Origin of the sequence: Achromobacter sp. LC458 (genome assembly GCF_001005835.2) — a bacterium.
In the GTDB taxonomy this organism is placed as follows: Bacteria; Pseudomonadota; Gammaproteobacteria; order Burkholderiales; family Burkholderiaceae_B; genus Achromobacter; species Achromobacter spanius_B.
In genome coordinates this window covers 1-24013 of record NZ_LBHW02000064.1, presented here as the reverse complement: position 1 = coordinate 24013, position 24013 = coordinate 1, and the positions used below count along the sequence as shown (strand labels likewise).

At 63.1% G+C, this 24013-nt stretch carries 23 protein-coding genes; 9 read left to right on the top strand and 14 right to left on the bottom strand.

Features of this window, described 5'->3' with window-relative positions; all coding sequences use genetic code 11:
* A partial coding sequence (locus tag YH64_RS28655; RefSeq protein WP_143215591.1) for a TRAP transporter small permease occupies window positions 1-504 on the bottom strand: 504 nt, incomplete at its 3' end.
* 133 nt (window positions 505-637) lie between these two features.
* Here YH64_RS28655 and YH64_RS28650 point away from each other — a divergent pair.
* Complete coding sequence (locus YH64_RS28650) at window positions 638-1663, top strand: LacI family DNA-binding transcriptional regulator (RefSeq protein WP_046807713.1); 1026 nt, start codon at window positions 638-640, stop codon at window positions 1661-1663.
* A 9-nt stretch (window positions 1664-1672) separates the two neighbouring features.
* Here YH64_RS28650 and YH64_RS28645 read toward each other — a convergent pair whose 3' ends face one another.
* The 10 genes from YH64_RS28645 to YH64_RS28600 all read right to left on the bottom strand — a co-directional run bounded on the left by YH64_RS28645 (window position 1673) and on the right by YH64_RS28600 (window position 11884).
* Window positions 1673-2566: a DMT family transporter gene (locus YH64_RS28645; protein ID WP_046807714.1), complete on the bottom strand. Its 894-nt coding sequence runs from the start codon at window positions 2564-2566 to the stop codon at window positions 1673-1675.
* 15 nt (window positions 2567-2581) lie between these two features.
* Window positions 2582-3646, bottom strand: coding sequence for a histone deacetylase family protein (locus YH64_RS28640; RefSeq protein WP_046807715.1), 1065 nt, complete (start codon window positions 3644-3646; stop codon window positions 2582-2584).
* A 19-nt stretch (window positions 3647-3665) separates the two neighbouring features.
* Complete coding sequence (locus tag YH64_RS28635; RefSeq protein WP_046807716.1) at window positions 3666-3956, bottom strand: cupin domain-containing protein; 291 nt, start codon at window positions 3954-3956, stop codon at window positions 3666-3668.
* Between the two features lie 63 nt (window positions 3957-4019).
* Complete coding sequence (locus YH64_RS28630) at window positions 4020-5654, bottom strand: ABC transporter ATP-binding protein (protein ID WP_046807717.1); 1635 nt, start codon at window positions 5652-5654, stop codon at window positions 4020-4022.
* Window positions 5655-5663: 9 nt separating this feature from the next.
* Window positions 5664-6503 carry an ABC transporter permease gene (locus YH64_RS28625; RefSeq protein WP_046807718.1) on the bottom strand — a complete coding sequence of 280 codons (840 nt, stop codon included), beginning with the start codon at window positions 6501-6503 and terminating at the stop codon, window positions 5664-5666.
* Window positions 6500-7507: an ABC transporter permease gene (locus YH64_RS28620; protein ID WP_046807719.1), complete on the bottom strand. Its 1008-nt coding sequence runs from the start codon at window positions 7505-7507 to the stop codon at window positions 6500-6502. The genes YH64_RS28625 and YH64_RS28620 overlap by 4 nt, the downstream gene beginning before the upstream one ends.
* A gap of 102 nt (window positions 7508-7609) precedes the next feature.
* Window positions 7610-9184, bottom strand: a complete 1575-nt coding sequence (locus tag YH64_RS28615; protein WP_046807720.1) for an ABC transporter substrate-binding protein — start codon at window positions 9182-9184, stop codon at window positions 7610-7612.
* Between the two features lie 260 nt (window positions 9185-9444).
* On the bottom strand, window positions 9445-10689 hold the full coding sequence (locus YH64_RS28610; RefSeq protein ID WP_046807721.1) for a Zn-dependent hydrolase: 1245 nt from the start codon (window positions 10687-10689) through the stop codon (window positions 9445-9447).
* Window positions 10686-11429, bottom strand: coding sequence for a FadR/GntR family transcriptional regulator (locus tag YH64_RS28605; protein ID WP_046807722.1), 744 nt, complete (start codon window positions 11427-11429; stop codon window positions 10686-10688). The genes YH64_RS28610 and YH64_RS28605 overlap by 4 nt, the downstream gene beginning before the upstream one ends.
* A gap of 209 nt (window positions 11430-11638) precedes the next feature.
* The gene (locus YH64_RS28600; RefSeq protein ID WP_046807731.1) at window positions 11639-11884 is read right to left on the bottom strand and encodes a hypothetical protein; all 246 of its coding nucleotides are present in this window, start codon (window positions 11882-11884) and stop codon (window positions 11639-11641) included.
* Window positions 11885-12009: 125 nt separating this feature from the next.
* On the opposite strand from YH64_RS28600, the gene hemN reads away from it, so the two are divergent.
* Entirely contained in the window at window positions 12010-13437 is a 1428-nt protein-coding gene (gene hemN, locus YH64_RS28595) for an oxygen-independent coproporphyrinogen III oxidase (protein ID WP_046807723.1), read from the top strand.
* A 23-nt stretch (window positions 13438-13460) separates the two neighbouring features.
* Here the strand turns inward: hemN and YH64_RS28590 are convergent, their stop codons facing one another.
* Window positions 13461-14201: a response regulator transcription factor gene (locus tag YH64_RS28590; protein WP_052946146.1), complete on the bottom strand. Its 741-nt coding sequence runs from the start codon at window positions 14199-14201 to the stop codon at window positions 13461-13463.
* A gap of 561 nt (window positions 14202-14762) precedes the next feature.
* On the opposite strand from YH64_RS28590, the gene thrS reads away from it, so the two are divergent.
* The 6 genes from thrS to ptsP all read left to right on the top strand — a co-directional run bounded on the left by thrS (window position 14763) and on the right by ptsP (window position 21037).
* A complete protein-coding gene (gene thrS, locus YH64_RS28585; protein ID WP_046807724.1) occupies window positions 14763-16715 on the top strand; it encodes a threonine--tRNA ligase in 1953 nt (650 codons plus the stop codon).
* A 20-nt stretch (window positions 16716-16735) separates the two neighbouring features.
* Entirely contained in the window at window positions 16736-17290 is a 555-nt protein-coding gene (gene infC, locus YH64_RS28580; protein WP_081451529.1) for a translation initiation factor IF-3, read from the top strand.
* Window positions 17291-17447: 157 nt separating this feature from the next.
* Window positions 17448-18419, top strand: a complete 972-nt coding sequence (gene gshB / locus YH64_RS28575) for a glutathione synthase (RefSeq protein ID WP_046807725.1) — start codon at window positions 17448-17450, stop codon at window positions 18417-18419.
* Window positions 18420-18436: 17 nt separating this feature from the next.
* Entirely contained in the window at window positions 18437-18838 is a 402-nt protein-coding gene (locus YH64_RS28570; RefSeq protein WP_046807726.1) for a PTS sugar transporter subunit IIA, read from the top strand.
* A 116-nt stretch (window positions 18839-18954) separates the two neighbouring features.
* Window positions 18955-19224, top strand: a complete 270-nt coding sequence (locus YH64_RS28565; protein WP_046807727.1) for an HPr family phosphocarrier protein — start codon at window positions 18955-18957, stop codon at window positions 19222-19224.
* A 61-nt stretch (window positions 19225-19285) separates the two neighbouring features.
* Window positions 19286-21037: a phosphoenolpyruvate--protein phosphotransferase gene (ptsP, locus tag YH64_RS28560; protein ID WP_082134689.1), complete on the top strand. Its 1752-nt coding sequence runs from the start codon at window positions 19286-19288 to the stop codon at window positions 21035-21037.
* Between the two features lie 209 nt (window positions 21038-21246).
* On the opposite strand, the gene amt is transcribed toward ptsP, so the two are convergent.
* Together amt and YH64_RS28550 are read right to left on the bottom strand one after the other, a co-directional pair.
* Entirely contained in the window at window positions 21247-22485 is a 1239-nt protein-coding gene (gene amt, locus YH64_RS28555) for an ammonium transporter (protein ID WP_046807729.1), read from the bottom strand.
* A gap of 32 nt (window positions 22486-22517) precedes the next feature.
* Complete coding sequence (locus YH64_RS28550) at window positions 22518-22856, bottom strand: P-II family nitrogen regulator (protein ID WP_006218735.1); 339 nt, start codon at window positions 22854-22856, stop codon at window positions 22518-22520.
* A 772-nt stretch (window positions 22857-23628) separates the two neighbouring features.
* Here YH64_RS28550 and YH64_RS28545 point away from each other — a divergent pair.
* On the top strand, window positions 23629-23880 hold the full coding sequence (locus YH64_RS28545; protein WP_006218738.1) for an accessory factor UbiK family protein: 252 nt from the start codon (window positions 23629-23631) through the stop codon (window positions 23878-23880).
* Window positions 23881-24013: the final 133 nt, after the last annotated feature.

Genomic DNA, 24013 nt, shown 5'->3' with positions numbered 1-24013 from the left:
GGGGCCGCCGGCCAGCACACGGATGATGTCGATGACGGTCAACAGGCCCATGGCCACGGACGCGTACAGCGCCGCCGTGTTGAACACCGCCAGGCGCATGCCGGTGACGGGCAGCACCGTGTCCATGCCGATCACGGTCTGCACCCAGCTGCCGCGTGCCATCAGCCACAGCACCCACAACACCAACAACTGGCAGAAGATGTGCGAGACACGACGCGCGGCGGGGCCGAAGCGTTCAACCAGCATGGTGACGCCGATGTGCTGGTGGTCGCGCAATGCAATGACGGCGCCCAGGAAGATCAGCCACACAAACGCCAGGCGGGATACCTCGTCGGACGCGTTGATGCCGGAATTGAACAGATAGCGCAGCGCCACGTTGCCGAACAGCAGCACGACCATGACGACCAGACAGGCGACCATCAGCCAGGTCTGCAACGCAAAACACCAATCGGCGGCACGGGCCAGCGGCGAACCGCCGCGCTGCCCGGAAGGGAAGGCTTGCATGTTTGTCTCCTGCCCGGTTTTTCTGGGCTTTTTTCGCTTATGCTTTGGCGGATGTTAGCGCTAACATTTCGCTTTTGGCAAGCCCCTGTTTTTTGAGTCAGACTACGCGCTTCCCACCCGACCACGAAGGCCAATGTCCATCCGTAAACCCCGCAGTTCGCACGCTGGCCGCGTCACCATGCAAGAGGTGGCGCGCCGCGCCGGCGTCAGCGCCATCACCGTGTCGCGCGCGTTGCGCACACCGGACAAAGTGGCCGAGGCGCTGCGCCTGCGCATCGCGCGCGTCTGCCAGGAGCTGGGGTACGTGCCCAACCATGCCGCCAGCGCGCTGGCTTCGGCGCGCTCGCAGACCATCGTTGTGCTGATCCCGTCGCTCAGCAACGTGGTGTTCGTGGACATCATTTCCGGCATCAAGGAAGTGTTGGACCAGCATGGCTATCACATGCTGATCGGGGTGACGGGGTATTCGCCGGATGCCGAGGAAGCCTTGCTGCGCAAGTATCTACAGCATTCGCCGGACGGGTTGATCCTGACCGGTATCGACCACAACCCCGGCACATGGGCCTTGCTGCGCACGCAGCGCATGGCCACGGTGCACACCATCGAAACATTGGCGGGCGCCGAGGACATGAGCGTCGGCTTTTCGCAATTTGACTCCGGCTATGCCGCCTGCCGCCATTTGGTGGAACGCGGCCGTCGACGCATCGGCATCATCGGCGCGCAGTTGGACCCGCGTTCCTTGCGCCGCTGCGAAGGGGCGCGGCAGGCGCTGCGTGATGCGGGTTGCTACGACGCCACGCTTGAAATCATGACGCCGGAGAAGTCGTCGATCAGTCTGGGGGCGTCCTTGCTGGAATCCTTGCGCCAGCAGCATCCGGATTGCGACGCGGTCTTTTTCTGCAACGATGACTTGGCGCAAGGCGCCGTGTTTCAGTGCGGCAGGCTGGGCGTGCGCGTACCCGAGCAGATGGCCCTGGTCGGCTTTCATGACCTGGCCGGCACGGCCTGGACGACCCCACCGTTGTCCACAATTGCCACGCCGCGTTACCAGATCGGGGTGTCCGCAGCCGGCTTGCTGATGCAGCATCTGGCGGGTGAGCCTATCGCCCAGCGGCACGTGGACCTGGGTTTCACGCTGGTGCAGCGCGAAACCAGCTGAGCGGCGGACTTAGCTTGCACGACGCATGGCCAGGAAAACACCCGACGCCATGATCAAGGCCATGCCCGCCAGCGCCAAACTGTCGGGCGGGCGTTGGAACCAGAAGGTGCTGAACAGCACGGCCAGCAGCAGTTGAAAATAATTCAACGGCGCCAGGGTCGCTGCCGATACCCGTTGGAATGCGGCAATCAGCAACACCTGCGCCAACCCGCTGCATGCGCCCAGCGCGATGATGATCGCGGCGTCGGCAGGCGTGGGCCAGGGGTCGGGCAGAAAGAAGGGCGCCGGCAGCGCCGTGACGATCAGGCAGATGATTGCCGTATACGCATACTGCACCGGCCCGGGCACCTTGCCCGACAGCTTGCGCGTGAGCACCTGGAAGATCGCGTAGCAGATTGCCGACACCGCCATCAACAGCGTGCCCAACAGCGGCAAGTCGCCGCCGGGCCGCACAATCAGCAGCATGCCGGCAAAGCCGACGGCCACCGCCAGCCATTGCACGGGGCGCACGCGCTCGCCCAGCAGCCAAGGCGACAACGCCACCATGATGAGCGGCGACGTGAAGTAGATGGCGGTGGCTTCCGACAAAGGCATCCAGATCAGCGCGGTCATGAAGCACGTGGCCACGGTGGCCAGCGTGACGCCGCGCAGGATCAACAGCGGCTTTTCGGGGGCATCGCGCAGGCGCATCCCGCTACCGTGACGCCATAGCATGGTGATGGCCAGAACAATCACCGCCAGATACCGCATCACATTCAAGAACGGCGCGGGGTAGCGTTCCAGCATGTACTTGGACCCCGCGTCGAACGTGGCAAAGGCCACCAGCGCGGCGAAGAACAACAGGATGCCCGCATTGCGCGAGGCGGCAGGGGCAGGGAGGACGGCGGCGGGAACAGAGGCCATGGTGCTTGCCGCGCGTCAGGCGCCGGCGTGGCCCAGGCCTTGCAGGAATGCGTCCAGCGCGGGCCCGATCGCCTGCACCATGTAGCCGCCTTCCTGCACGACGACGGTGGGCAGGCGCAAGCTGGCCACGCGCGCGCCAATGTCGCGGTACGCGTCGATGTCCAGCTTCAGCACGCTGATGGGGTCGTCCTTGTAGGTGTCAAAGCCCAACGCCAGCACCAGCGCTTGCGGGGCGTAACCAGACAGCGCCGTCAGCGCGGTGTCCAGCGCGGCCAGGAACGGGTCGTTGCCTGAACCGTGCGCCAGCGGCAGGTTCAGGTTGCAGCCTTCGCCCGCGCCATGGCCACGTTCGTCGGCGTAACCGGTGTAGAAGGGGTAGTAGGCGCCGGGGTCGGCGTGCAGCGACACCGTCATGACGTCCGCGCGCTGGTAGAAGATGTTCTGCGTGCCGTCGCCATGGTGGGCGTCCACATCCAGCACCGCCACTTTGGACCAGGTCTGTAGCAGGCGGCTGGCCGCCGCCGCGCTGCTGTTCAGATAGCAGAAGCCACCGGCGCGATCCCGGTGTGCGTGGTGGCCTGACGGCCGGCACAGCGCGTACGCCATGCCCGATGTGCCGGCAACGTGATCGGCGGCCGCGACCGCGCTGTGCGTGGAGCGCAGCGCCGAACGCCAGGTCTGCGGCCCGATGGGGCAAGACAGGTCGCTTAGGTAGTACCCCGCTTGCGCCACGATGGACGGAGACGGGCAGGGCCCGCGCCCCGCCTGCTCCACGCGGCCGTTGTAGTAAGGCGATAGGTTGGGCAACACTTCCGGGCCCGGGTCCACGCCGGGCGCCTTCAACGATTGCCAGCGCGTGTAGGCGGTTTCCAGGAAGTTCAGGTAGTCGGCGCTGTGGATGCTTTCCAGCGGTTTGCGGCCGTAGTCCGAAGGCGCCTGGACCTGGATGCCGCGCGCTGTCAAAGCGCCTTGCAGGCTTTCCGCTCGGGACGGCAGGTCGGTAGGCGCGCTGATCCGCCCCAAGCGCATGAACTGCTGCGGGGTGTGCAGCAATTGTTCTTCCGAGAAAAACGCCTTCATGGTGGTCCTCGCTGACGCGTCAAGCCTGTTTGATTTCGATTTCGACAAAAACGAATTCGGTGTCGTTGGGGTTGATGACGTTGTGCTCAACGCCAACCGGTCGATAGTAGGCGATGCCGGTGGTGAGTTGGCTGGTGACCTCGCCGTCGGGCGTTTCCAGCAACAGCGGGCCAGTGGTTTGCGGGACCACGACGTAGTTCATGCCGTGGCGATGCCAGCCGGTTTCACCGCCGGGCGGAAAGCGCCATTCGGTGACGGTGACGCGGTCGTTGTCGATCTGCACAGTGGGAATGGCGGCGGGGCGTTGCACGGGGGATGCTCCTGAAGTTGTCATGCGTCGTGGTGTCGGTGTGGGTGTGGGTGTCGGGGGCGATCAGGCCATTGTCGCTTGCGTGGGGTCCCAGTGCTGACCGGGCACGGCGGCAATCAACTGGCGCGTGTAGGCATGTTGCGGCTTGTCGAAAATCTGGGTAGGCGATCCGTATTCCACGACCTTGCCACGGTGCATTACCAGCACGGAATTGCAGATCTGCGCCGCAACCCGCAAATCGTGGGTGATGAATACCAGCGCAATCTGCAAGCGCTGTTGCAAGTCGTGCAGCAGTTGCAGCACCTGCGCCTGCACCGAGACGTCCAGCGCCGACACGGATTCGTCGGCCACCAGCACCTTGGGTTCCAGCGCCAGCGCCCGCGCGATGCCGATGCGCTGGCGTTGCCCACCCGAGAACTGGTTGGGGTAGCGATCAAAGGCGGACGGGTCCAGCCCCACCAGCGACAGCAGTTCGCGCACGCGCGCCTCGGCCTTGGCGCGCGGCACGCCGTTGGCCACGGGGCCATCGCTGATGATGCGGCCCACGGTGTGGCGCGGGTTGAGCGAGGCAAAAGGGTCCTGGAAGATCATCTGGATATCGTGGCGCAGCGGGCGGAAACGCGATTCCGACATCGCGGCGATATCCTGGCCATTGAAGATCAGTTGCCCGCCGTTGATGCCCACCAGCTTCAGCAGGCATTTGCCGATCGTCGATTTGCCCGACCCGGATTCGCCGACGATGCCCAGTGTTTCGCCACGTCGTACGCTGAAGCTGACGCCGTCAACGGCATGCACCTCGCGTTTGCCGCCGAGCCAGCCGTGGCCGATGACGTACGTCTTCTTCAGGTCTTTCACTTCCAGCACGGGCGCGTCATTGGCGGTGGCCACGCGTTCCTCGCCACGCCGATGCGGCACCGCCGCGATCAGTCGTTGGGTGTACGGGTGGCGCGGACGGTTCAGTACGTCTTCGGCGGGGCCTTGCTCCACCAACACGCCTTTTTCCATGACGGCGACACGGTGGGCAATTTCGGCCACCACGCCGAAATCGTGCGTGACAAACATCACGCCCATGCCTTTCTCTTTCTGGATGCGCGCAATCAGCGCCAGGATCTGCGCTTGCGTGGTGACGTCCAGCGCCGTGGTGGGTTCGTCGGCGATCAGCAGGGCTGGCTCCAGCGCCAGCGCCATGGCGATCATCACGCGTTGGCGCTGGCCGCCCGACAGCCGGAACGGATACACGTGATACAGCGTTGCCGGGTCCGGCAAGCCCACAAAATCCAGCAATTCAAGCGTGCGCTTCATACGCTCGGCGCCCGGGTAGGCATCGTGTACGCGCATGACTTCGCTGATCTGCTCCCCCACGGTCATCAGCGGGTTCAGCGCCGACAGGGGTTCCTGGAAAATCATCGCCATGTCTTTGCCGCGCATGGCTTGCAACGTGGCTTCGTCCTGCTGCAGCAGGTCTTTGCCGCGAAAGAGAATGCGGCCCTGCTGCGGCGTCAGGTAGTCCGGCAGCAGGCCCATGATGGCGTTGGCGCTCATGGACTTGCCCGATCCGGATTCCCCCACGATGCACAGGATTTCGCCGGCGCGGATGTCGTAGGAAACGTCTTGCACGGCAAAGGGTCGGTCGCCGCCGCGAGGCAGCGCGATACTCAGGTTCTGGATGGACAGCAAGGGCGTGGCTTCGGTCGTCATGTTGGCCTCCTATTCGCCGCGCTTGCGCAGTTGGGGGTTCAGGGCGTCGTTCAAGCCTTCGCCGATCAGGTTGATGGCCAGTACCGTCAACAGGATGGCCACGCCGGGCCACACACTCATCCACCACGCTTCGCGGATCATCGTGCGCGCCGCGCCGATCATGAAGCCCCAGCTCATCAGGTTGCGGTCGCCCAGGCCCAGGAAGGACAAGGACGATTCTGTCAGGATGGCGGTGGCCACCATGAACGAGGCGGATACGATGATGGGCGACATGGCGTTGGGCAGGATCTGCGTGCTGACGATGCGCGCCGGCGTCTGGCCAATGACGATGGCCGCCTGGACGAATTCGCGCTGCTTGAGCGTCATGAATTCAGAGCGCACCAGCCGCGCAGCGGGCGGCCAGGACACGACGGCGATTGCACCCATGATGGAATAGACCGATGGGCTCAGGATGGCGACCAGCACCACGGCCATGGCCAGCTGCGGAATGGTCTGGAAGAACTCGGTGAAGCGCATCAGCGCGTCGTCCACGCGGCCACCGCAGTAGCCGGCCACCGAGCCGACCAGGATGCCGAACAGCAGCGCCACCGCCGTCGACAGCAGGCCCACCATCAGGGACACCCGCGCGCCCCACACCAGGCCGGCGGTGATGTCGCGGCCCAGCATGTCGGTGCCGAACGGGAAGTCGGCGTTGGTGAACGGCGGAATCAGCGGGTCGGCCACCATCATCCAGGGGGATTCTTGATACAGCAGCGGCGCGGCCAGCGCCACAATGACGACGACCAGCATGATGGCAAGACCGGCCACCGCGCCATAGTTGCGCATATAACGTCGGGCAAAAGCTCTCATGCGGCGGCTCCTTGCTGCGCGCCCGCGGCGATACGCGGATCAATCAGGCGGTACAACACATCGGTCAGCAGGTTGAACACCACCACCATGATGGAGGTGACCAGGAAGATGCCCAGCAGCAGCTGATAGTCGCGCTGAAGCAGGGCGTCGAACATCAGGCGCCCGATGCCCGGCCAGGCAAACACGGTTTCGGTCAGCACCGCGCCGCCCGCCATCTGGCCCAGTTGAATGCCGGCGAACGTTATGACGGGCAGCAGTGCGTTGCGCAGCACGTGCACGCGGATCACGCGGCTGGGGCTCACGCCCTTGGCGCGCGCCGTTTTCACGAAGTCCATGCCGATCACTTCCAGCATCGACGCCCGCGTCAGCCGCACGTACACGGCCATGAAGAAGCAACCCAGGGTGACGGTGGGCAGGATCAGGTGTTGGGCGATGTCCGAGGCGCGCGCCCAGCCGGTCAGGCCGGAGCCCACGGTTTCCATGCCGAATGCGGGCAGCCAGCCCAGCACGACGGAGAACAGCAAAATGCCCATCAGCGACAGCCAGAACAGCGGCGTGGCGTACAGCAGCAGCGCGCCGGTCATCACCGAACTGTCGATCCAGCGGCGCTTGTTGCGGTAACGCGCCTTGGCCGCGACCACGCCCAGGAAGACACCCAGCACGATGGAAAACAAAAAGGCGCAGGACATCAGCAGGAACGTGGCGGGCAGGCGCTCGACGATCAAGTCCAGCACGGGGACGTGGTTGCGGTACGAGAAGCCCAGGTCCAGCTGGACCACGCCCTTCAGGTACAGCATCAGTTGCGTCAGGATGGGTTTGTCCAGGCCGAAAGCCACGCGCAGCTGGTCGACATAGGCGGCATCGCCCGCGCCGGCCTGGCCCGCCAGCACGGCAGCCGGGTCGCCGGGCGCCAGCCGGATCAGAAAGAAATTGATGATGACCACGCCCAGCACGACCACCAGGGCCTTGCCGACGCGGGACACGAAAAAGGAAAGGAATTTCATGCTTGGGATGTCCTCTCGGGCTGAACGCGGGCGGCCAGTGGCGTGCCCATGCGCTGCCGGGATCCGCCGCCGCAAGGGCTTTGCGGCGGCGTCTTGCTGCGTTTACTTTTCGATGTAGACGTCGTCGAACGATTCGTTCAACCCGATCGCGGTCTTGACCAGGTTCTTCACGTTGGCGCGGTACAGGGTCGGGAATTCCATATCCACCAGGTAGCCGTTGGCCACGTCATTGACGAGCGTGGTTTGCAGCTTGGTGTAGATTTCCTGGCGCTTGGCCGGATCAACCTCGGAGGCGGCGGCTTCCCATTGCTTGTCGGTCTCGGGGTTGCTGTAGCCCTGCACGTTGGCAAACGGCGAACCCTTGACGATGTTCGACGAGATATACAGCCGCTGCACGCCCAGCGCGGGGTCGCCGTACTGGTAGGTGAACGTGGTGGTCAGGTCGAAGTCCCAATTGCCCGTGCGGCTGGCCCAGCCGCCCGCGTCGGTGGATTCCACATTGACCTTGAAGCCCAGTTGTTCCAGCGCCTGCTTGGTGTATTCGCCCAGGCGATCCCACGTGGAACCATACGGAAAGCTCAGTTGGCGAATCGTGTAGTCCTCGGGCTTGATGCCCGATTCCTTGATCAGCGCGCGAGCCTTCTTCATGTCGAACGGCATCGCCGGCATGTTCTTGTCGTAGAACATCTCGGTCGTCACGAAGGGGCTGGTCGACACTTTGCCCAGGCCGAAGAAAATATTGTTGACCACCATGTTGCGGTTCATCGCGGCCATGATGGCCTGACGCACTTTCAGGTTGTCGAACGGGGGCTTGCGCATGTTGAAGATCAGGTAAGCCTGCGGCGAGAACATTTCCCAGCCGGCAGTGGTGTATTCCACCTTGGGCAGGGCGCGCAGGCGCTTGATGTCGACGTTGTCCACGTCACCGCCACGCAGCACGTCCACGCTGCCGCGTTCGAACGCGACCGCGCGCGAGGCCGCGTCGGGAATCACGTTGAACACCAGTTCATCCAGATACGGCTTGCCCGGCTTCCAATAATCGGGGTTGCGCGTCAGCTTGATGTATTCGCCGCGCTTCCATTCCTTGAACATGAACGGGCCGGTGCCCACGGGCTTCTGGTTGGCCGGGTTGGTCATGAAGTCCGTGCCGGCGTACAGATGCTTGGGCATCATGGGCGCAAAGCCAGGTTCGAACATCAGCATGAAAGCGGGGAAGGGCGTCTTCAGCTTGATCACCACCGTTTTCGCGTCCGGGGCGGTCACCGAATCGACAAACTTGTTCAAGATGACGCGGGCGCGCGCATGCGTCTTGGGCAGCATCTCGGAAAGCGAGAACACCACGTCTTCCGAGGTGAACGGCTTGCCGTCATGCCACTTGACGTTGTCTTGCAGGTGGAACGTGTAGGTCAGCCCGTCGGCCGCCGCTTCCCACGATTTGGCCAGGCCGGGCTGCGGCTTCAGGTCGGTGGAATAGGTCAGCAGGCTTTCGTAGATCTTGCCCGCGACAAATTGCGTGGGGCCTTGCTGGTTGATGGCCGTGACGATCACGGGCGGCTCGGGCTGCACGATCATGTTCAGCGTGCCGCCTTTGGTCTGCGCCAAGGCTTGCGTGGCGGGTAGCGCGGCCGCAAGGACCAATGCGCCGATGCTTAGGGAGAACCATTTCTTCGATTTCACTGCGAGCCTCCGGGCTGGAAAGGGACTGACAGGTGACCGCCGCTGCGCGGCGGATGCCGTGCTTTGACAAGCAAACCTTGTGCCACCTGGGTTTATCAGGGGTACTACAGGTAAAGCCGCTACCGCCATGCTTCGTACAGGTGCTGGGTAAGGCAGGCCGCGCACCAATGCGGCGAAATCGGCGGTGCACGCGCGGCGTGCCGAAAGACGTGGTGACGTCGGCATCGGCCGCGCGGCGATCCGCGAGGAAACAGTTGCCGCTATCTTGCGGCGTTGGCCCGCGCCACCATGGCGTCAAGCAGGACGTTGCAGCCGGCTTCCAGATGCTCGGGTTGCGCGTCCTCAATTTCGTTGTGGCTGATGCCGTCTTTGCAGGGCACGAAGATCATGGCGGTGGGCGCCACCGCGGCCATGTAGACGGCGTCGTGCCCCGCGCCCGTCACGATGTTCATCGCCGGCAGGCCGCGACTGGCGGCGCCTTGCCGGACCTTGTCCACCAGGTCGGTATCAAAGGGCGTGGGGCGGAAATACTGCACGTCTTTCAAGTCCACCTGCACGCCATGGGCCACGGCGATGTCATCGCAAGCCCGGCGCCATTGCTGGTCCATGCGCGTCAACGTGGCTTCGTCTTCGTGGCGCAGGTCGGCGGTAAAGCGCACCTGGCCGGGGATGACGTTGCGCGATCCCGGGTGCGCGTGGATCTCGCCCACGGTGCCACGCCCGTGCGGCTGGTGCGCATTGGCGATGTTGATGACGGTCTGCACCAGAAAACTGGCGGCAAAGAGCGCGTCGCGGCGAATCGCCATCGGTGTGGGGCCCGCGTGCATTTCCATGCCGGTCACCGTGATGTCGTACCAGCGCAGGCCCAGCGACCCGGTCACGACGCCGATGGTCTTTTCCTCGTGTTCAAGAATCGGGCCCTGTTCGATATGGGCCTCGAAGTAGGCGTCCACCGGGCGCCCGCCTACCGGGTCGGTGCCCGCGTATCCGATCGCGGCCAGCTCATCGCGGACCGAGATGCCTTGCGCGTCGCGGGCCGACAGCGCGGTTTCCAATGGGAACTTGCCGGCGAATACGCCGGACCCCATCATCACGGGCACAAAGCGCGAGCCTTCCTCGTTGGTCCAGATCGCCACTTCCAGCGGCGCTTCCGTCTGGACGCCGGCGTCGTTCAATGTGCGCATGACTTCCAGGCCGGCCAGCACGCCGTAGCAGCCGTCGAACTTGCCGCCCGTGGGTTGGGTATCGATGTGGCTGCCGGTCATGACGGGCGGCAGGTCGTTATTGCGGCCGGCGCGGCGCGCAAAGATGTTGCCCACCTGGTCCACCCGCACCGTCATGCCGGCATCGCGCATCCAGCCGGTGACAAGGTCGCGGCCCTGGCCGTCCAGCGCGGTCAGCGCCAATCGACAGTTGCCGCCTTTTGGCGTGGCGCCGATGCGCGCAAGGTCCATCAGCGACTGCCACAGGCGTTGGCCGTTGATGGACAGGGAAGACGTAGTCATGGGTTGCCTCGATGATCGGTAAGGGGATCGAAGTCTTCGCGCAGGCGCGCCAGGATGCCAAGCAGGTGCGTGTGCATGGCGTGGCGCGCGCGAATCGGGTCTCGCGCCGTGATGGCGTTCAGGATGCGTTGATGCTCGGCATGGGCGGCGACCCACGCTTGCGTCGTGACGAAATAGTCCTGCATGCGGCTATACAGCGAACTGGACTGGCTTAGATTCCACAGGTGCGCCACGGCCGACGCCAGCGCCGCGTTGCCGCAGGCCGCGCCGATGGCGCTGTGGAACGCGCGGTCATGGCGGCCGGGCGAGTCGGTCAGCGACATGGCGGCATGGGCATCGCGGATGCCGGCAATCTGTGCGGGCGTGGCCTGGTGCGCGGCCAGCGCCGCGCATTCCGGTTCGATCAGCATGCGGGCTTCAAGAAGGTCGAATGGCCCGATGTCGTCCTGTGCGGCCAAGGCGGGCGCGCCCATGGCGGCCGTTGCGGGAAACGCGGCGCCGTCCGGAGAGGTCGTGACGAACACGCCGGTGCCGACGCGAACTTCGACGTAGCCTTCGATTTCCAGCGCAATGAGTGCTTCGCGGATCGAGGCCCGACTCACTTGCAGTTGTTCGGCCAGCTCGCGCTCGGAAGGCAGGCGCGCGCCGCGCAGGAAGTCACCCGCCCGGATGCGGCCAGCGATCTGGTCGGCAATCATGCGATACAAGCGGGTGGCGGCGACGGCCTGAAAGGTGCTCATCGTGGCGTGGGGTTGTCATGGCCTGGTGGTCAGGCCACCAATATAGGCACGCCGCCTTTGAAATAGAAGGGGAAATTTACGTTTTCAGGGAAAACGATCAGAGGGATCTACGTCTTCCTATCCGGTGGTCAGGCCAGTTAGGCGACGTTAATGTCTGGCCTGAAGCGGGCGTTGGCGTTGCGCCAGCGCCGCTTGCTTGCATGCCCGGTTCAGGGCTCGTTCGTGAACGCGCGGACCAGGCGCGCGATGCCGTCCAGTTCGTCCTGGGCGCCCTCTACCCATTCGGGCTTTTCAAAGGGGCTGTCGGACGGGGCGTTGTCCATGCCGGCCTTCAGGTCGTTAAGCAGTTCCAGCGCCATGTCGGTAGCTTGCGGGCTGCTGCGGGTGGATAGGGCGATGGCAATTGCCACCGCCTGGCGCATGGCCAACAGGCGGCCGTCCAGTTCAGTGCCCATGAGGCGTCCTTGTTGTGCAACGTAAAAGCCGCATTTTACGGGCGTGACCCGGCGCCCGCCCAAGACGCCGCCGGGTTTGCGCCAGATCAAGTTGCGGTGACCCGCAAGGGCGAATAATCCAGGCTATGCAAGCCGCCCTAAGCCCCGTCGTTTCATCGCCCGCGCCTGCCGCCGCCGAACCGTTCTTTCCCCCTCGATTGTTGGCGAGGCTGGACAAGAACGGACCACGCTACACCTCGTATCCCACCGCCGACCGCTATCACGGCAATTTCGGCGAGCAGGACTATCGCAGCGCGCTGCGGCAGCGTCGCGCCAACGCCGCGACCGAGCCGCTGTCGCTATATGTGCACATCCCGTTCTGCGATTCGGTCTGCTATTACTGCGCGTGCAACAAGGTGGTCACGCGTCATCACGACCGTGCGGTGCGCTACCTGGAAGCGCTGGCGCAAGAGATCGCCTTGCACGTGAAAGAGCTTGGCCCGGGCGTGCCGGTGTCGCAACTGCACTTTGGTGGCGGAACGCCTACGTTTCTGTCCGATGCGGAGCTGACCCGTTTGATGCAGGACCTGAGGTCGGCATTCCGGTTCGAGAACGATGCCGAAATTTCCATCGAAGTCGATCCTCGCACGGCCACGCCCCAGCGCCTGGCGCACCTTCGGCAGTTGGGCTTTAACCGCCTGAGCTTCGGCGTGCAGGATTTTGACGAGCAGGTGCAAAAGGCGGTGCATCGGGTGCAGTCTTTTGACGACGTGCGGGCGCTGATGCAAAGCGCGCGCGCCCTGGGCTACGACTCGGTCAACATGGACCTGATCTACGGGCTGCCGTTGCAGACCACGGAATCGTTCGCTCGCACGATCAAACAGGTGGTGGCGTTGCGACCCGACCGCATTGCGCTGTACGCCTACGCGCACCTGCCCGAGCGCTTCAAGCCCCAACGCCGCATCCATGAAGCGGACCTGCCCAATCGCGAGACCCGGGTGAGCTTGCTTGGCGCGGCCATCGACGGCTTTCTGCAGCAGGGCTACACGTACATCGGCATGGACCATTTCGCGCTGAACACCGACGCGTTGGCCATCGCCAAGCAGCGTGGTCAGCTGCACCGGAATTTCCAGGGCTATAGCACCCAGCCCGACCGCGATCTGGTCGCCCTGGGCGTATCCGCCATCGGCCGCATCGGCAACACGTACAGCCAGAACGCAAAAGTGCTGGACGCCTATTACGGCGCGGTCGAATCCGGCCATTTCGCGGTGGAACGCGGGCTCAGCCTGTCCAGCGACGACCTGGTGCGGCGGGAAGTCATCATGGACATCATGTGCCAGGGCCGCGTGGACTTTGCCGCCGTCGAGGCGCGCCACGGCCTGCGCTTTGGCGACTACTTCAGCCGCGAACTGCTGCAAATGGCGAACCTGGCCGAATTGGGCCTGGTCAATCTGCGCGCGGGCGAAGTAGAGGTTACCGGGCTGGGCTGGTACTTCGTGCGCGCGGTCGCCATGGCGTTTGACGGCTACCTGGGCAGCGCCGGCAGCGGCGCCAGCTATTCCCGCATCATCTGACGCGGCGCGTGCGCGGGGCGGCTTCATTCCGCGAATTTCTCGCGCAGGTATAGAGCCAGCGATAGATCGTCGGCCAGTTGCAGCTTTTGCATCGCCCGCCGCTTATGGGTGCTGATCGTCTTTTTGCTGCGCGACAGGCGCGCGGCAATCTGCGTGACGGACAGGCCCTGGCTGATATGGCGCAGGATCTCGATTTCAGATGTGGTCAGCATCGCGTGGGGGTGGTCGGGCAGCACGGGGCGAACCTTGCCGTCCTGCACGGACAGAAAGGTCTTCTTGTTGTTGAGTACGGCGCGAATGATTTCGGGCAGCAACACCATTCCCCATTGCTTGGCCAAATAGCCGTTGGCGCCGGCGCGATACGCGGCGTATTGCGTTTCCTGCCGGTTGCCCGCCGAAAACGTGATGAGCGCCAGGGCAGGGTAGTGCCGCCGCAGCCGCCGCAGAAAATTGACGCCGTCCCAGGGTTCCTGGGGCAGATAAAAATCCACCAGCGCTACGTCACAGGGCGTATGACGCAGCTTCTCAAGCATTTCGCGCGCCGATGTCTCTCGGTGCAGCACCCGGAAGCCGGGGCGGCTTTCAAGATATGCCCCCACGCCTAGGGCGACGACGGGGTGATCGTCCAGTATCGCCACCTTGATAACCGACGGCAGCCGCGACAGCAGCATATGCCTGCGTCCGCTTGAGCGCACGCCTTCGCCGCAGCGTGGCGGGTTGGAAATAGAGGCTGCTTTGGTCACACGTATTGGGACAGCTTTCATCGATGCTCCACAAGCCGGTAGCGCGAACCGCGTCGCGCTTTTCTCGGCCAGAGTTGAAGTCCGGAGCACGCTCCGCGCCTGGTCATAAATTTGCGATGGAAGGTTACGTTTTCGAAAGCCTGTCCGGACGGGAATCACCCGAATATCGGACCTTTGCACCCTGGAACGAGCATTCAATCAGCCGCAAGACTGGGCATATTCGCTTGACTGGCGCCCGGAAAAGGCGCAAAGGGTGCTACAATCGACACATTAATTTCGGTCGATCCGTTGGTTGCTGGGGTGCCCCCGGCCCGGTCTTGGTTGGTATCGATCGCGCAACCTTGCAACGCGCCGTCCTGGCGCGTTTGAACAGGCTCAGAATCATGCTTTTCCTGCTGGCACGAACTACGACCCGGAACTTTCGCCCTATGTCGCGTTAGTTTTTCGTGCGTCGGGTTTCACCGTGTCAGGTCAGCGGTAAGACTCAGCAAGACAACCAGAAAACGCGGCTATCAGGCCGCGTTTTTCGTTTTCGTTCATTGATTTTTTTTCTCGTTCCAAGAACCCCAGGAAGCACTCCCGATGGTACAGATCACATTGCCCGATGGTTCGCAACGCCAATATCCGGGGCCGGTCACGGTCGCCGAAGTGGCTCAGTCGATCGGTACGGGCCTGGCCAAGGCCGCCTTGGGCGGCCGCGTGACGTTTGAAGGCGAGTCGTCCAAGCTGGTCGACACAAGCTATCGCATCGAAGGCGATGCGCGCCTGGCAATCGTGACCGCCAAGGACGCCGATGGCCTGGATCTGATCCGGCACTCGACGGCCCACTTGCTGGCCTATGCCGTGAAGGAGCTGTTTCCGGACGCTCAGGTCACCATCGGTCCCGTGATCGACAACGGCTTCTACTACGACTTCTCGTACAAGCGCCCGTTCACGCCCGAAGACCTGGTCGCCATCGAAAAGAAGATGGCCGAGCTCGCCAAGAAAGACGAGGTCGTGACGCGTGAAGAATGGTCGCGCGATGATGCCGTTGAATTCTTCAAGGGTATCGGCGAAAAGTACAAGGCCGAGATCATCGCGTCGATCCCGTCCAACGAGCCCCTGAGCCTGTATCGCGAAGGCGATTTCATCGACCTGTGCCGCGGCCCCCACGTGCCGTCCACCGGCAAGCTGAAGGTGTTCAAGCTGATGAAGGTGGCCGGGGCCTATTGGCGCGGCGACAGCAAGAACGAGATGCTTCAGCGCATCTATGGCACGGCCTGGGCCACCAAGGAAGAACAGGAAGCCTACCTGCACATGCTGGAAGAGGCCGAGCGCCGCGATCACCGCAAGATTGGCCGCGAACTTGACCTGTTCCACTTCCAGGATGAAGCGCCGGGCCTGATTTTCTGGCATCCGAAGGGCTGGGCGTTGTGGCAGCAGGTCGAGCAATACATGCGCGCCGTCTACAACAACAACGGCTACCAGGAAGTCAAGGCGCCGCAGATCCTTGATATTTCGCTGTGGAAGAAGACGGGCCACTGGGACAACTATCGTGAAAACATGTTCACGACCGAGTCCGAGAACCGCGTCTATGGCCTGAAGCCGATGAACTGCCCGGGCCACGTGCAGATCTTCAACGCCGGCCTGCATTCCTATCGCGAACTGCCGCTGCGCTATGGCGAATTCGGCCAGTGCCACCGCAACGAACCCTCGGGTTCGCTGCACGGCATGATGCGCGTGCGCGGGTTCACGCAGGATGACGGCCACATCTTCTGTACCGAAGATCAGCTGCAAGACGAATGCGCCGACTTCACGGCCCTGCTACAGAAGGTCTATCGCGATTTCGGCTTTACCGAAGTGCTGTACAAGGTCGCCACGCGTCCTGAAAAGCGCATCGGCTCTGACGAAGTCTGGGATACGGCCGAGCAGGCGTTGATGGAAAGCCTGCGCCGCACGGGTTGCGAATTCGAGATTTCCCCGGGGGAAGGCGCGTTTTACGGTCCCAAGGTGGAATACACCCTGAAAGACGCCATCGGGCGCCACTGGCAATGCGGTACCATTCAGGTCGACTTCTCCATGCCCGTGCGCCTTGGCGCCGAGTATGTCGACCAAAACGACCAGCGTCGTCCGCCGGTCATGCTGCACCGTGCCATCCTGGGTTCGCTCGAGCGTTTCATCGGCATGCTGATCGAAAACCATGCCGGCGCGATGCCGCCCTGGCTGGCCCCGGTGCAAGCCGTTGTATGCTGCATTTCTGAACCTTCGGCCGATTATGCGGCTGAAATAACACAAAGCCTGAAAAAACAAGGCTTTAGAGTAGAGTCCGATTTGCGTGGTGAAAAAATCACTCGTAAAATCCGGGAGCACAGCCTGCAAAAGGTGCCGTACATTCTTGTCGTCGGCGACAAGGAAAAACAAAACGGCACCGTAGCCGTCCGCGGTCTGGGTGGATTGGACCTTGGCGCCATCGCATACGACGAATTCGTCGCGCGATTGTCCGAGGATGTTTCTGCCCGTCGCGACGTCAATCAACCTGATAGCAGTGCTGCTTAACATTTCTAGGAGCTTTCAACATCGCCACTGAAAAAGCCAATCGCATCAACGGTGAAATCCGCGTCCCCGAGGTGCGCCTGATAGGTCTGGACGGAGAACAGCTGGGCATCGTCAAGATCGCCGACGCGTTCCGTCTTTCCGAGCAAAGCGACGTGGATCTGGTGGAAATCGCGCCGAACGCCGAGCCGCCGGTCTGCCGTTTGATGGACTACGGTAAGTTCAAGTACCAAGAGCAGAAGCGCCAAGCTGAAGCTCGTTCCAAGCAGAAGGTCATCCAGGTCAAGGAAGTCAAATTCCGTCCGGCCACCGACGAGGGCGACTACCAAGTCAAGCTGCGCAACCTGCGCCGCTTCCTCGAAGAGGGCGACAAGGCCAAGGTGACCCTGCGCTTCCGTGGCCGCGAAATGGCTCACCAGGAACTGGGTATGCGTGTGCTTGAACGTGTGCGTGACGATCTGCTGGAACTTGCCCAGGTCGAAGCCATGCCGAAGCTCGAAGGCCGTCAGATGGTCATGGTGCTGGCGCCCAAGAAGAAGGCCGTGCCCGCTGCGGGCAAGCCTGAATCTGCCGCGTAAGTTCCAGCCATAGCCTTTGCAAGAAGGCTTGGCCGCTTCCCATCCGACCCGCCGTCCGTCACGTGACCGGCGGGTTCGCTTATTGGGCGGCTCTGCGCTACGATGTCATAAAGCCGCCTTCCCGCCAGGGAAGGCGGCGTACGTTCAGGGTGTCGCGATGCATGTTTTGTTCGTTTTGGATCCCTTGCCGCTTCTCAAGGCGTACAAGGACAGTTCGGTTGCCATGATGCGTGCCCTCGTGGCGCGCGGCCACACGCTTAGCGTGGCCATGCAGGGCGATCTCTACATCGAGGCCGGCACGGTCAAGGCCGTTACCACGCCGATCGCGCTGGTCGCGGATGCCGACTTGCACGGCCACGACTGGTGGACCGAGTCCCCCGCAAAAGATCTGCCGCTGGCCGATTTTGGCGCCGTCGTGATGCGCAAAGACCCTCCTTTCGACATGGAATACGTGTATTCGACGCATCTGCTCGAATACGCCGAAGCGCAGGGCGCCCGCGTGTTCAACAGCGGCGCGGCCATTCGCAACCATCCCGAAAAGCTGGCCATCACCGAAATCAGCGAGTTCACCGCCCCGACGCTGGTGACGCGCAACATGGCTCGCCTGAAGGCGTTTCACGATACGCACCACGACGTGATCGTCAAACCGCTTGACGGCATGGGTGGCACGGGCGTGTTCCGCCTGCAACCCAAAGACCCCAACCTGAACGCCATCCTGGAAACGCTGACCGACAACGGCGCGCGCACCATCATGGCTCAGCGCTACATCCCTGACATCGTCAAGGGTGACAAGCGCATCCTGCTCATCGGCGGTGAGCCGGTGCCGTATTCGCTGGCGCGCATTCCGCTGGCCGGTGAAACGCGCGGCAACCTGGCCGCCGGCGGCCGTGGCGTGGCGCAGGAATTGTCCCCGCGCGATCGCGAAATCGCCGAAGCCGTCGCCCCCAAGCTTGCCGCTCGCGGCCTGCTGCTGGTCGGCTTGGACGTCATTGGCGATTACGTCACCGAAGTCAACGTCACCAGCCCCACCTGTTTCGTCGAGATTGCCGAACAGACTGGCTTCGATGTCGCGGGCATGTTCGTCCAGGCGCTTGAAAAGGCCGTGGCGAATACTGCCCCGGCAGCCTGATCTTTCTGGAATCCGTCATGACCACGGGTATTGTTATCGTCGTGCACGCGCCTTTGGGCGCGGCGATGCGCGAATGCGCCAGCCACGTCATGGGCGACCTTGACGGCATGCTGGCCATTCACGACATCCTGCCCGAGGACCGGCCCGACGATCAGGCACCGGCCGTCCTGAAAGATATTCTTGAACAGGATCACGGCGCCGGTGTGCTGGTGCTGACGGACCTGATCGGCGCCACCCCCGCCAATATCTCCAAGCGCGCCGTGGCCGATGCCCAGGCGCAGGGCATTCAGTGCTGTGTCCTGGCCGGCCTGAATACCCCCATGCTGCTGCGCGCCTTGACCTATCGCAATCTGCCGCTTGCCGATACGCGCGAAAAGGCCTTGGCCGGCGGCGTGCAGGGTGTCTTGCGTGTAGACTGACGGGCAGGAATTTGCCCTATTATGTCGGCTGGTATTTCCGGTCGAAATGCGGTTGACGGTTTGCCTCTTTGCTGCGATCAACACTGCGGCGTTAATCCGCGGTCATAATATTTCCTATGCCTACTAAAGACATCGTCATCAGCAATAAATTGGGTTTGCATGCGCGGGCCGCCGCCAAGCTGACGCAACTGGCCAGCAAGTTCTCCAGCGAGATCTTCATCTCGCGTGGCGCGCAACGCGTGAACGCCAAGAGCATCATGGGCGTCATGATGCTGGCGGCCGGGCTTGGCGTGACGGTCAAACTGGAGGCTTCCGGCAATGACGCCGATCAAGCCCTTTCCGAAATCGAAACTCTGTTCGACAGCAAATTCGGTGAGCAGGAATAGAACACCCCCTGAATCCGCCGGCCCTGGCGTTGCCGAGGCCGGCCCGTCTACGACCCTGAACATTGCCCACGACGGGGCTGGCCGCGCCAGCCCCGTCGTTTGTCTTTATGGCAAAGGCGTTGCCAAGGGATATGCCATCGGCCGCGCGGTCGTCATGGGCGCCGCGGCGCTGGAAGTGGCGCACTACCGGATATCACCCGAGGATGTGCCCGCCGAAAGCAGCCGCCTGACCGAGGCCCTGGCATCGGCGCAACAAGAGCTTCGGCTATTGGCCGACACCTTGCCCGCCGACGCGCCGCGCGAGCTGGGCGCCATGCTCAACGTGCACAGCCTGCTCTTGGGTGACCCCTTGCTGGCCGAGCAAACGCTGGGCCTGATCGCCGAACGTCACTACAACGCCGAATGGGCGCTGACCACGCAAGGCCAGATGCTGGGCCAGCAGTTCGACGCCATGGAAGACGAGTACCTGCGCGAGCGTGGGGCCGACGTACGCCAGGTCATCGAGCGCGTGCTGCATGTGCTTGCCGGCACGTCCGCCATCCTGCCCGACATGTCCCACATGGGCGGCGACGATGCGCTGGTGGTCGTGGCTCACGACATTTCTCCGGCGGACATGCTGCGCTTGCGCGGCGGCCGCTTCGCCGCTTTCGTGACTGATCTGGGCGGCCCCACGTCCCATACCGCCATCGTGGCGCGCAGCATGGGCGTGCCGGCCGTGGTTGCCATGGGCAACGTACGCGAGCTGGTACGCGATGGCGATATGCTCATCATCGACGGCGCGGCCGGCGCGGTGGTGGTCAATCCGTCTGACCGCATTCTTCAGGAATACCGCCGCCGCCAGGCCGTGTACGCCGATGAACGCGCAGAGCTGGGCCTATTGCGCGACGAGCCTTCCGTGACGCTGGATGGCATCGACATCGTCCTGCACGCCAATATCGAACTGCCGGAAGAGGCCGCGCTGGCGCTGGCGTCCGGCGCGCACGGCATCGGCCTGTTCCGCAGCGAATTCCTGTTCATGGGCCGGCCGGACCTGCCCGGCGAAGAAGAGCAATACGAAGCCTATTCATCAGTGGTCAAGGTCATGGCCGGCAGGCCCGTCACGATCCGCACGCTGGACATCGGGTCGGACAAGACGCTGGACGGCGAAGCCACCGTGGCTACCAATCCCGCGCTGGGCCAGCGCGCAATCCGCTACTGCCTGGCGCGTCCGGAAATGTTCGCCACGCAGCTGCGCGCCATCTTGCGGGCATCGGCGCACGGCCCGGTTCGATTGCTGATCCCGATGATTGCGCACATGCACGAAGTGGTGGCCACCAAGGCTGCCATCGAGGCGGCGCGCCGCGAGCTCGATGCGCGTGGGCAGGCGTATGCGCCGCACATGGAAGTGGGGGCAATGGTGGAAGTGCCCGCCATCGCAATCGCCATCGAGCCCTTCGCGCAGGCGCTGGATTTCCTGTCTATCGGCACCAACGACCTGATCCAGTACACGTTGGCCATTGACCGCGGCGACCATGATGTTGCCGCGCTGTACGACCCGCTGCATCCCGCCGTGCTGCGCCTGGTGGCCAACACCATCAACGCGGGCGAGCGCGCCGGCAAGCCGGTGGCGGTGTGCGGCGAAATGGCGGGCGATTCACGCATGACACGCCTGTTGCTGGGCCTGGGCCTGACGGAATTTTCCATGCACCCGCAGCAGTTGCTGGACGTCAAGCGCGAGGTGCGGCGCGCGCATTCGAACGCCTTGCGGATCAAAGTGGCCACCGCGCTCAACCGCGCTTTGCCTGTCGACCTGGACGCGCTGGACCCGGCCTGAATCGGCCGGGCGGGCGGAATTTGCCGGAATTTGCCTGTATTGGCCTGTATTGGCCATTCCGAACCTTCCAGACGTTGAACGCCCCTGAACGGGGCGTTTTTCTTTGCCTTTGCATCCGGGGTCACCAATGAAAAACGGCGTCGGGGGCAGCCCCCGACGCCGTTTCTGGCAAGCCCTGCGGCAGTCAAGCCGCAGGCTTGCAAACCGCTTTAGCTGTGATAAGCCGATTCGCCGTGGCTGGTGACGTCCAGACCTTCGCGTTCCTGATCTTCCGGTACACGCAGGCCGCACAGGGCGTTGGCGATCTTGTAGGCAATCCACGCCACCACACCGGACCAGACGATGGTCAGCAGCACGCCTTCCAGCTGCACCCACAGTTGGTGGGCGATCATGCCGGGTTCGGCCAGACCGGGGCCACCGAGGACCTGGGCATTGAACACGCCGGTCAGCAAGGCGCCGACGATACCGCCCACACCGTGCACGCCGAACACATCCAGCGCGTCATCGGCACGCAGCAAACGCTTCAGGCCATTCACACCCCAGACGCAGACGATGCCGGCGATTACGCCGATGATCAGTGCGCCCACCGGGCCGACCAGGCCGGCTGCCGGCGTGATGCCCACCAGACCTGCGATCGCGCCGGACGCAGCGCCCAGCATCGACGGCTTGCCCTTGACGGCCCATTCCGTGAACAACCAGGCCAGAACGGCACCGGCAGTCGCGATCATGGTGTTGAAGAAGGCCAGCGTGGCGTTCTCGTTGGCGGCCAGTGCCGAACCCGCGTTGAAGCCGAACCAGCCCACCCACAGCAGGGCGGCGCCCACGAAGGTCATCGGCAGGTTGTGCGGTTGCATCGCTTCGCGGCCGTAGCCCACGCGCTTACCCACCACATAAGCACCCACCAGGCCGGCCACACCGGCGTTGATGTGCACCACCGTCCCGCCGGCAAAGTCCAGTGCGCCCTTGGCGTTCAGCAGGCCAGGCGCCGTTTCGGACGCGAACCACACCATGTGGGCGATCGGCACGTAGGCAAACGTGAACCAGATCACCGTGAACACCAGCACGGCCGAAAAGCGGGCGCGCTCGGCAAAGCTGCCCACGATCAGCGCGCAAGTGATGCCGGCGAACGTGGCCTGGAACGAGGCGAACAGCAGCTCGGTCAGGGTGTTCGACATGGCGTACTTGCCGTCAGCCGGTGTGAACATGCCAGAGAAGAAGGCGCGCGACAGGCCGCCGAAGAATGCATTGCCTTCGGTGAAGGCAAGCGAATAACCGTAGATGAACCAGAGAACCAGGCCCAACACGAACGTGCACAACACTTGCAGCAACACAGACAGCACGTTCTTGCTGCGTACCAGGCCGCCATAGAACATCGCCAGACCGGGTACGGCCATCATCAATACGAGCAGGGTAGAGACGAGCAACCAGGAGATATCTGCTTTATCCATTTTCAGGCTCCAATGAGTCTTTCTTTATTTATTTACAGCGCAGCTTCGCCAGCTTCACCTGTGCGGATACGGATCACCTGTTCCAGCGGGGCGGCAAAGATCTTGCCGTCACCGATCTTGCCGGTACGAGCGGCTTGCTCGATCGCCTCGATGACCTGGTCCACAAGGTGATCGGGCACGGCGGCTTCGACACGCAGCTTGGGCAGAAAGTCCACGGCGTATTCCGCGCCGCGATACAGCTCGGTATGGCCCTTTTGACGGCCAAAACCCTTTACTTCGGTAACAGTCAGGCCCTGGACGCCGATCCCGGATAGAGCCACCCGCACTTCGTCGAGCTTGAAGGGCTTGATGATGGCGATGATGAGTTTCATGGCATTTCCTCTCATGGTTGCACGTTGGCTCCGACTATCAAGCAATATCCATGCCATGTTTCCTGGCGCGTGGAATGCGGGCTGCACGCGCGCATGTTGTGCCTGTACGCACCAATATGGGGCGTTATGCACCACGGAGCGGCCTCAATATGGTGCGTGATGCGCGCCATTGGGTGCATGCAACGAAATATGTTTCAACAGCGGCATTTGTAGCCAGTTGATGCCGTGGCCGTTGCGGTTTGTATTGCCGTTTTCTTCGGTGCCCGGTCTGCCCGGTCGGTATGAACCGGCCGCGGAGCGTTGCGGCGCAACGGTGACCCGGGTTTCAAGGTCGCCGTGTTCGGTAAACGGGCGGCCATTCAATCCGCCAAATGGAGGATTCCCTTGATACCAGGGATTACAGGCGTCGGCTTGTTGCCGGGGGACGGGTGAAGAAGAATCAAGACAGCTCCGGCCCAGGCAAGCGTCAAGCAGTAAGCAGCAAGCAACTTCAGGCAGCCAAATCGCAGTGGGCTGCCGTTGCTGGCACGACGCAGCTAGCGGCGCAATGCAAGCAGTTGTCGGATTTATATGCGCAATCGGCAAGCCAGATGGGTTGCCTGTAACGATGTTGGTAGGGGGTTGCCGCCATGGCAGCCCGGTTTTCTCCTGTGCTTTGATGGGCGGTCACCGCATGCGGCCCGCCCTTTTTTTTGGCACGCGCTGGCGAGGCGTGGCTGCGTCAGCTCGGCAAGGCACTACACTTGAGGCATCAAGAACCAGAGAGGCCGCTATGAATAATCGCACCCAGTGGATGGAAGACATCCAGAAAAATATTTCTGACCTGATTGCCCGCAGCCCGGCTGCGGATGTGGAGCGCAATGTGCGCGCCATGATGACGCAGGCGTTCTCGAAGCTGGACCTGGTCACGCGCGAAGAATTCGACGTACAAGCCGATTTGCTGGCGCGTACGCGCGCCCGCGTGGACCAGCTTGCCGCACAGGTACAACAGATGGAATCGCGCTTGTCCGCGCTGGACAAGTGATGTGCCGTCAGGGGCTAACCGTTAGCAGCTAGCCGCTCGCCGTGAGCCGCTCACCGTGAGCCGCTCGGCAGTCCCCGTCACAAAGCAAATCAAAACGACCGCACCGTGCGGTCGTTTTGCTTTTGGGGAACGG